Genomic DNA, 8,474 nt, shown 5'->3' on the forward strand with positions numbered 1-8,474 from the left:
GGTCGGCGGTATCGATGAAATTGCCGCCGGCCTCCAGATAGCGGTCGAACATGGCGCGGGCGGTGTCCTGCGCCGCTCCCCAGCCCCAGTTGTYACCGAAGGTCATGGTGCCCAGGGCGAGGCGGCTAACGCGCAGGCCGGAGCGACCGAGGGTGTAGTAGGCATCGAGCGACATGGCGAACTCCCGTGATGGTGGCTGGTGCGGATGGGCAGAGCATGCGCCTTGCCATTACGGGGAAAAATCCGCATCTTGTGCATGCTTTATTAAGCGAGGCTAATTAATGGCTCAGGACCACGCCACCGCCCTGCGCGCCTTCCGCCTGATCGCCCGCCATGGGAGCTTCACCCGCGCCGCCGCTGAGCTGGAGGTCACCCCCTCTGCGCTCAGCCAGACGCTGCGGCAGCTGGAAGACCATGTGGGCGTGCGCCTGCTGCACCGGACCACGCGCCGCGTGGGGCTGACCGAGGCGGGCCACGCCTTCCTCGAACGCATCGCCCCCGCCTTAAGCGAAATCGACGACGCCATCGACGCCTTGCGCCAGCACGGCGACCGGCCCGCCGGCACGCTGCGCATCGCCGTACCGCAGATGGTGCTCGATCACCTGATCGCCCCCTGCGTGGCCTCCTTCATGCGCGCATGGCCGGAAGTGAAGCTGGATATCCAGGTCGAGAACCGCCTCACCGACTTGATCGCCGATGGTTTCGACGCCGGCATCCGCCTGGGCGAACGCCTGGCGCGCGACATGGTGGCCTTGCCGCTGGGCGGCCCGCAGCGTGCCGTGGTGGTGGGATCGCCTGCGTACTTCGCCGCGCACGGACGCCCCATCCATCCGCGCGACTTGTCCACGCACGACTGCGTGCGCTTCCGTTTCAGCAGCAACGCGATCTATCGCTGGGAGTTTGCGCACCCGACGGGCGCGTCCAAGGGACAGTGGTTCGAACTGGACGTGGACGGCCCCATCACCACCAACGACCCCAGCATGGCGATACGCGCTGCCATCGACGGCCTGGGGCTCACGCATATGGTGGAACCCTCCGTGCGTGCAGCGCTGGCCGATGGCCGCCTGCAAAGCGTGCTCGACGACTGGTTGCCGCCGTTCGACGGCTTCTATCTCTATTACCCCAGCCGGCTGCAGGTGCCCCCGAAGTTACGCGCCTTCATCGAGCACCTGCGCCAGCACTGCGCTGTCCTGGCGACGGCTCACGAACGCCAGTGACCGGAAATATAGACATTGCCCGGGGCGTAGTAAGCCGGCACCCAGACCCGCGCTGCATAGTGCGGTCGCGGCGCCACCACCACGCAGCCGGTGAGTGACACGCTCGCGCTGAACATGACGGCGAGGCCGAGACCGATCAGCATGAGTCGACGCATGGTGTTCTCCTTCGGGTGGGTTTGATCCGGAGAACGCCGGTCTCGAAAAACCCGATGACGCGAACACCCGCTTTTGATGGCTGCGATTCATCGAAATCGCAGCCACCGTTCATGCTGACTTGATCCTTGCGCGTCAGTGCTGCTGGGCGAGCCGTTCCATCACCGTGCGGTAGCGCGCGGCGATGCGGTCTTCATCGCGATGGGTGAAGCCACGCACCATCCATTCGCCGCCCACCATCACATCGCGCACCAGCGGCGCGTTGCCGGCGAACAGGAAGCTGTCGATCAGCGAACGTTCGTCGCGTGCGGCAAGCAAGGGTGCGCGATCGTCCAGCACGATCAGATCGGCGCGTGCGCCCGGGCGCAATTCGCCGATCGGCAATCCCGAAGCCGTTGCACCGCCGCGCAAGGCGGCGCGCCACAAGGTCTCGCCCACGCTGTCGCCCTGATGACGTCCGGCGATATTGCGATGACGCGTCGCCAGGCGCTGGCCGTATTCCAGCCAACGCAATTCTTCCACCGGCGACACGGAGATATGCGAATCGGAACCGATGCCCAGCGTGCCGTTCGCATCCAGATAAGCCGCCAGCGGAAACAACCCGTCACCGAGATTCGCTTCCGTGGTGGGGCACAGACCAGCCACGGCGCCGCTACGCGCGATCTGCAGCGTTTCCTTGTCGGTCAAATGCGTGGCGTGGATCAGCGTCCAGCGTGCATCCACCGGGGCGTGATCAAACAACCATTCCACCGGACGCGCGCCGCGCGTGGCCAGGCAATCCTGCACCTCGCCGATCTGCTCGGCGATATGGATGTGGATGGGGCACTTACTGGCCGCATCGTTGGCGAGCACCGTACGCAAGGCATCCTCCGGCACCGCGCGCAGCGAATGCAAGGCGATGCCGACACGCAGCTTGTCGCTCTCGTGCTTGCGCAGGCTTTCGAGCAGGCGCAGATAGGACGGCACGTCGTGGCCGAAGCGGCATTGCCGCGGCGCCAGCGGACGGCCATCGAAACCGCCGCTCATGTACAACACCGGCAACAAGGTCAGCGCGATGCCTGCCTCGCGCGCCGCTTCGATCAAGGCCAGCGACATCGCCTCGGGCTGCGCGTACGGCGTGCCATCGGGCTGGTGATGCAGATAGTGGAATTCGCAGACCTGCGTGTAACCGCTCTTGACCATCTCCACGTAGAGCTGCGCGGCGATGGCCTGCAATTCGTCCGGGCCGATGGTGGCGGCGAACGCATACATGGTTTCGCGCCAGGTCCAGAAGCTGTCGTCGCTCTTGCCCTTGCGTTCGGCCAGTCCCGCCATGGCGCGCTGGAACGCATGCGAATGCAGGTTGGGCATGCCGGGCAGCACCCAACGGCCGAGGCGCTCGGCGTGCCCTCCCGATCCCTCGACCAGCATGCCGCCATCATCGATATCCAACACGGCGTCAGAGCTCCAGCCCTGCGGCGTCCAGAGTCGGTCGGCGGCGTAGCGGGTCGGGATGGTGGCTGCCATGAGCAAGCTCCGTAAGGACAGACTTCGAGTGTAACCGCTCGCCACCCCGCGCCGTTCACATCGCTGCGGCATAATGCGGCAATGGCCAAAAAATCTCAGGAACGCACGCCCAAGCTGCTGGTCAGGCAGGCCAAGGCCGCCGATGTACCCGCACTGGTCGACCTCACCGCCCGCGTCTATACGCCCGAATGGGGACACTCCGCGGAAATGCTGCGCTCCCAGCAGACGCACTTCCCGGAAGGCCAGTTCGTGGTCGAATACGAAGGGAGGATCGTCGGCTATTGCGCCACGTTCCGCATCGACGAGAAGACCGCGCTCGCCCCGCACACATGGATGCAGATCACCGGCGGCGGCATGGCCTCACGCCATCGCCGCGACGGCAACTGGCTGTACGGCATGGAAGTGGTGGTGCATCCCGATTACCGCAATATGCGCATCGGCCAGCGTCTATACCAGGCGCGCAAGCGGCTGTGCACTGATCTGAAACTGCGCGGCATCGTGTTCGGCGGACGCATTCCCGGGCTTGCGCGCAATCTGCATCGCTACGGCAGCGCCGAGGCCTATGTGCAGGCCGTGGTCGAAGGYAAACGCCGCGACCTCACGCTCAGCTTCCAGCTCAGCAACGAATTCGAAGTGGTCGGCTTGCTGCGCGGCTATGTGCCGTCGGACTATGAGTCGCTGGGCTATGCGGCGCATCTGGTGTGGCGCAATCCGCAGCTGCTCGATCACCCGGATATCCCCTCGATTCCCTCGACGCAGCGCCTGCCCGACATGGTGCGCGTCGCCTCCGTGCAGTACCAGCAGCGGCGCATCCGCTCGTTCGAGGAATTCGCCACCCAGGTCGAATACTTCACCGACATCGCCGCCGACTACAACGCGGACTTCGTCACCTTCCCCGAACTGATCACGCTGCAGTTGCTGTCGATCGAGAACGAGGAGCTGTCGCCGGTCGATTCGATCCGCATGCTCAGCCAGTACACGCCGCAGGTGAAGGAGCTCTTCAGCCGGCTGGCCGTGCACTACAACATCAACATCGTGGCGGGATCGCACCCGACCGAACAGGCCAACGGCGACATCCACAATGTCTGCTACGTGTGCCTGCGCGACGGCTCGATCCATGAGCAGGAAAAGATCCACCCCACGCCCAGCGAACGCACCGTGTGGAACATCACCGGCGGCGACACCGCGGCCACCATCCAGACCGACTGCGGCCCGATCGGCGTGATGATCTGCTACGACTCGGAATTCCCCGAAGTGGCGCGTCATCTCACCGACCAGGGCGCGCTGATTTTGTTCGTGCCGTTCTGCACGGACGTGCGCGAAGGTTACCTGCGCGTGCGCTACTGCTCGCAGGCGCGGGCGATCGAGAACCAGTGCTACGTGGTGCTGTCCGGCAACGTGGGCAACCTGCCAGGCGTGAACAACTTCGATATCCAGTACGGCCAGAGCTGCATCCTGACGCCCAGCGATTTTCCGTTTGCACGCGACGGCATTGCCGCCGACTCCACCCCGAATATCGAAACCGTGCTGTTCGCCGATCTGCACCTGGAAAGCCTGGCGCGCGCACGCAATGCCGGCGCCGTGCAAAACCTCAAGGACCGCCGTTTCGATCTTTACGAAACCCGCTGGACCCGCAAGTCCGAGCCGTCCTCGTGAGCGACGCCGACAAAGAACCCGCCCGCCCGTCGCCCGTCGCCGGGCGTTTCCAGCAACTGGCCGGATCGGAATTGTTTTCGCCGATCCAGTGGCGGCGTCGCGTGCTGTTCTGGGGCGGCGCGGTGCTGGTCGGACTGGCGGCAATCGGCTTCACCCAGGCGGCCGACTGGGCGTTCAACACGTTCCACGGTGTGGTCACGCGCAACCGGTTCTGGGCTTTCCTGATCACACCGGTCACGTTTGCCCTGCTGGCGTGGCTCACAGAAGGAGCACTCAGGCCAACGCGAGGCTCAGGTATTCCTCAAGCGATTGCCGCGCTGAAAGTCGAGGACGAAGGTTTTCGGCAAAGCCTGCTTTCCTTGCGCATCGCCATCGGCAAGATGGGCCTCACGCTTGCCGCACTGCTTGGCGGTGCATCGGTGGGACGCGAAGGTCCAACCGTGCACGTGGGTGCGGGTTTGCTGTACTCGCTGGGACGTCGCTTCGGTTTCGACGAACCTGCTGCCGCCGGGCGTTTCATCCTCGCCGGCTCCGCTGCCGGCCTGGCGGCCGCATTCAACACGCCGCTGGCGGGCATCGTGTTTGCGATCGAAGAGATGAGTGGCTCGTTCGAACATCGCGTGAGCGGCATTCTGCTCACCGCGGTCTTCATCGCCGGCCTCGTTTCGCTGGGTATCCTCGGCAATTACGCCTACTTCGGCCATTTCGACATCGGCCTGCCATTGGGCAAGGCATGGTGGGCGGTGCTCGCCACGGGCATCGTGTGTGGACTGGCCGGTGGTTTGTTCGCGCGCCTGATTCTGCCCAGCGATACCGGCTTGCGCGGTGTCGTCGGTCGGCTGCGCGCACGCCAGCCGGTGCTGTTTGCGGGAGCTTGCGGGCTTGCGCTGGTCTTGCTCAGCCAGCTGACGAATACCGGTTTGTACGGCACCGGCTATGCGCAGGCCAAGGACATCCTGCAAGGCCACGCCGATACGGTGTCCAGCTTTGGCGTGCTGAAGTTTCTCGGCAACATCGCTTCGTACTGGGCAGGCATTCCCGGCGGCATCTTTTCGCCGGCGTTGGCCGTGGGTGCGGGGCTGGGCAATAACTTGTGCGCCATCCTGCCGGGGGTTGATCCGTCCGCGGTCGCCCTGCTCGCCATGGCCGCTTATCTGTCCGGCGTCACCCAAGCGCCGCTCACCGCCACGGTGATCACGATGGAGCTTACCGACAACCAGCAGATGGTCTTGCCGATCATGGCCACTTGCCTGCTGGCGCGCGCTGCTTCGTCGCTGCTGTCGCGCAAGCCGGTCTACCGCGCGCTGGCGGACAAGCTGATCGAAGGCTATGAACTGGAGCGCGCGCGACGTGCCGCTGAAGAAGCGCATGACGACGAAGTCTTCAACGATGCGCCACCGATCGTGGAAGATCCCGCGACGCCCCTGCTTCCGCCGGAATCCACTTCTCCTGACAAACCCACTGATCACCGACCGTCATGACGCCACGCTGGGACTCTCTGCTGATCAACGCAACGCTGGCCACTTTCGCTGGCGATAAACCGTATGGCTTGATCGAACACGGCGCCATCGCGATGCATCAAGGTTGCATTGCATGGGTAGGACCGGAGGCGTCGCTGCCAGGCGATGCCAGCTCGCTCGCATCGCAAGTGGAAGACCTCGGCGGCGCGGTGGTCACGCCCGGCCTGATCGACTGCCATACGCATCTGGTGTTCGGCGGCAACCGCGCGCATGAGTTCGACCTGCGCCTCAATGGCGCCACCTACGAAGARATCGCSCGCGCCGGCGGCGGCATCGTGTCCACGGTGAAAGCCACCCGCGCTGCCAGCGAGGACGAGCTGTTTGCCCAAGCGTTGCCGCGCGGCCATGCATTGATGGCCGATGGCGTCACCACGCTGGAAATCAAATCGGGCTACGGGCTGGATCTGGAAACCGAGCGCCGCATGCTGCGCGTGGCGAGGCGTCTGGGCAAAGCGCTGGGCATCACGGTGCGCACAAGCTTTCTGGGCCTGCATGCACTGCCGCCCGAATATCGCGAAGATCGCGAGACCTATGTATCCCTGGTATGCGACGAGATGCTGCCTGCGCTTGCCGCCGACGGCCTGGTCGATGCGGTCGATGCCTTCTGCGAAAACATCGGCTTCACGCTCGAGGAAACGCGCCGCGTATTTGATCGTGCCACGCAGCTGGGTTTGCCCGTGAAGCTGCATGCCGAGCAGCTTTCCGATCTCGATGGCGCGGCGCTGGTCGCCCGTTATCACGGTTTGTCCGCCGACCATCTCGAATATCTCAGCGACAGCGGCATGCGCGCCATGACTGCCGCGGGCACGGTGGCGGTATTGCTGCCGGGAGCGTTCTACGCGTTGCGCGAAACCAAGCTGCCGCCCATTGCCGGCTTGCGCGAACATGGCGTGGCCATGGCCGTCGCTACCGATTGCAATCCGGGCACCTCGCCCCTGCTCTCGCTGCGGCTCGCCGCCGGCATGGCGTGCACGCTGTTCCGTCTCACGCCTGAAGAGGCGCTGCGCGGCGTCACCGTCCATGCAGCGCGAGCGCTCGGTCTCAGCGACCGTGGCACGCTTGCGCCCGGACAGCGGGCGGATCTGGCCGTATGGAACGTGAACCAGCCTGCGGAGCTGTGCTACTGGATCGGCGGCAGCCATGCCCTGCGCAAGGTGTTCATCGGCGGCGAGGCCCAGGCGGCCGCCTGAGCGGTTTTCAGGCAAAAAAAAGCCCCCGCTCAGCGGGGGCCTTCTTGTGAAGTCAGGCGCTTAGGCCGACTTCTTCTTCGGCGCGGCCTTCTTGGCGGCAGCCGGCTTGGTCACGGTCGTCTTGCTACCGGCTACGGCCGGCTGCAGCGAGTGAGCGCGGCTATTGCCGTAGCTGCCACGGTAGGTCTTGCCACGACGGGTCCTGCGATCGCCCTTGCCCATGAGGGAACTCCTTGATTCGTTAGGGTGAATACGGCCAACCATCGTATCAGCGACGGCCCAAAGCGCAATAGTCAGCGACAACCGGGGCCAGCGCAGCCGCGCAGCTCGTCGGGACAGCGCTCGACGTCGATCTGCACCGTAACGTGCTGAATGCCGAAGCGTTCGGCCAGCACGCCGTTGATGGATCGGATCGCCGTCACACTGCTCGCACCCTCGTGCAATTCAGCGTGCAAGGTTGCCATGCGCGAACCCGAAGCGAGCTGCCATACGTGCAGATGATGCACATCGCGGATGCTTGCGTCGGCGCCACGCAGCGCCTCCGCCACATCGCCGGTATCCATGCCCTCGGGCACGCCTTCCAGCAAGATGTGCGCGGAACGGCGCAGCAGGCGCCACGCGCTGTTGAGGATCAGCAGCGACACCAGCAGCGACAGCACCGGATCGGCCCAGTTCCAGCTCAGCCAGCGCACCAGCAGCGCGGCAGCGACCGCGCCCACCGAACCGAGCAGGTCGCCCAGCACGTGGAGCGTCGCGCCAGCGAGGTTGACGTCGTCGTGCGCGTGTCCGTGCAGCGTGCTCAGCACCAGCACATTGGCCACCAGGCCGATCAGTGCGACCACCAGCATCATGCCGGACAGGATATGGGTGGGCTCGAACAGGCGCGTCACCGCTTCGTACGCAATAAACGCCACCAGTACGAACTGGGTGAGTGCATTGACGAAGCCGGCGAGCACTTCAAGACGCCCGTAACCGTAGCTGCGACGCGCGTCGGCCGGTCGACGGGCAAACCATGCGCCGGCCACGGCCAGCAGCAGCGCCAGCGAGTCGATCAGCATATGGCCGGCGTCGGCCACCAGCGCCAGCGAGCCGGACCAGAAACCGCCAACCGCTTCCACCACCATCATCACGGTGGTGAGCACGAATGCGAAGATCAGTTTCTTCTCGCGACCACTGATGCCGCCATGCGCGTGGTCGTGACCATGCGCATGACCGTGGGCATGGTCATGGGC

At 65.0% G+C, this 8,474-nt stretch carries 9 protein-coding genes; 4 read left to right on the forward strand and 5 right to left on the reverse strand.

Going from position 1 to position 8,474, the window contains the following annotated elements; translation table 11 throughout:
- A partial coding sequence (locus AC1DMG_RS17140; protein ID WP_477180821.1) for an aldo/keto reductase occupies positions 1-175 on the reverse strand: 175 nt, incomplete at its 3' end.
- 106 nt (positions 176-281) lie between these two features.
- On the opposite strand from AC1DMG_RS17140, the gene AC1DMG_RS17145 reads away from it, so the two are divergent.
- Positions 282-1,217 carry a LysR family transcriptional regulator gene (locus AC1DMG_RS17145; RefSeq protein WP_441603446.1) on the forward strand — a complete coding sequence of 312 codons (936 nt, stop codon included), beginning with the start codon at positions 282-284 and terminating at the stop codon, positions 1,215-1,217.
- Here the strand turns inward: AC1DMG_RS17145 and AC1DMG_RS17150 are convergent.
- Both AC1DMG_RS17150 and AC1DMG_RS17155 read right to left on the reverse strand, forming a co-directional pair.
- Positions 1,202-1,372, reverse strand: a complete 171-nt coding sequence (locus AC1DMG_RS17150; RefSeq protein ID WP_441603447.1) for a hypothetical protein — start codon at positions 1,370-1,372, stop codon at positions 1,202-1,204. The two genes, AC1DMG_RS17145 and AC1DMG_RS17150, sit on opposite strands and share 16 nt — an antisense overlap.
- A gap of 133 nt (positions 1,373-1,505) precedes the next feature.
- Entirely contained in the window at positions 1,506-2,876 is a 1,371-nt protein-coding gene (locus AC1DMG_RS17155; RefSeq protein ID WP_441603448.1) for a formimidoylglutamate deiminase, read from the reverse strand.
- Between the two features lie 81 nt (positions 2,877-2,957).
- Between AC1DMG_RS17155 and AC1DMG_RS17160 the strand changes: the two genes are divergently transcribed.
- The 3 genes from AC1DMG_RS17160 to hutI are packed head-to-tail and all read left to right on the forward strand — an operon-like array spanning position 2,958 to position 7,242.
- Complete coding sequence (locus AC1DMG_RS17160; protein ID WP_441603449.1) at positions 2,958-4,532, forward strand: GNAT family N-acetyltransferase; 1,575 nt, start codon at positions 2,958-2,960, stop codon at positions 4,530-4,532.
- On the forward strand, positions 4,529-6,013 hold the full coding sequence (locus tag AC1DMG_RS17165) for a chloride channel protein (protein ID WP_441603450.1): 1,485 nt from the start codon (positions 4,529-4,531) through the stop codon (positions 6,011-6,013). Before AC1DMG_RS17160 ends, AC1DMG_RS17165 begins: the two co-directional genes overlap by 4 nt.
- Positions 6,010-7,242 (forward strand): imidazolonepropionase, encoded by a 1,233-nt coding sequence (gene hutI / locus AC1DMG_RS17170; RefSeq protein WP_441603451.1) that lies wholly within the window; start codon positions 6,010-6,012, stop codon positions 7,240-7,242. The genes AC1DMG_RS17165 and hutI overlap by 4 nt, the downstream gene beginning before the upstream one ends.
- Positions 7,243-7,302: 60 nt before the next feature.
- Here hutI and AC1DMG_RS17175 read toward each other — a convergent pair whose 3' ends face one another.
- Both AC1DMG_RS17175 and AC1DMG_RS17180 read right to left on the reverse strand, forming a co-directional pair.
- Complete coding sequence (locus AC1DMG_RS17175) at positions 7,303-7,464, reverse strand: 30S ribosomal protein THX (RefSeq protein WP_121879330.1); 162 nt, start codon at positions 7,462-7,464, stop codon at positions 7,303-7,305.
- A gap of 71 nt (positions 7,465-7,535) precedes the next feature.
- A partial coding sequence (locus tag AC1DMG_RS17180) for a cation diffusion facilitator family transporter (RefSeq protein WP_477180820.1) occupies positions 7,536-8,474 on the reverse strand: 939 nt, incomplete at its 5' end.

This window comes from Dyella sp. 01N36 (assembly GCF_056399745.1).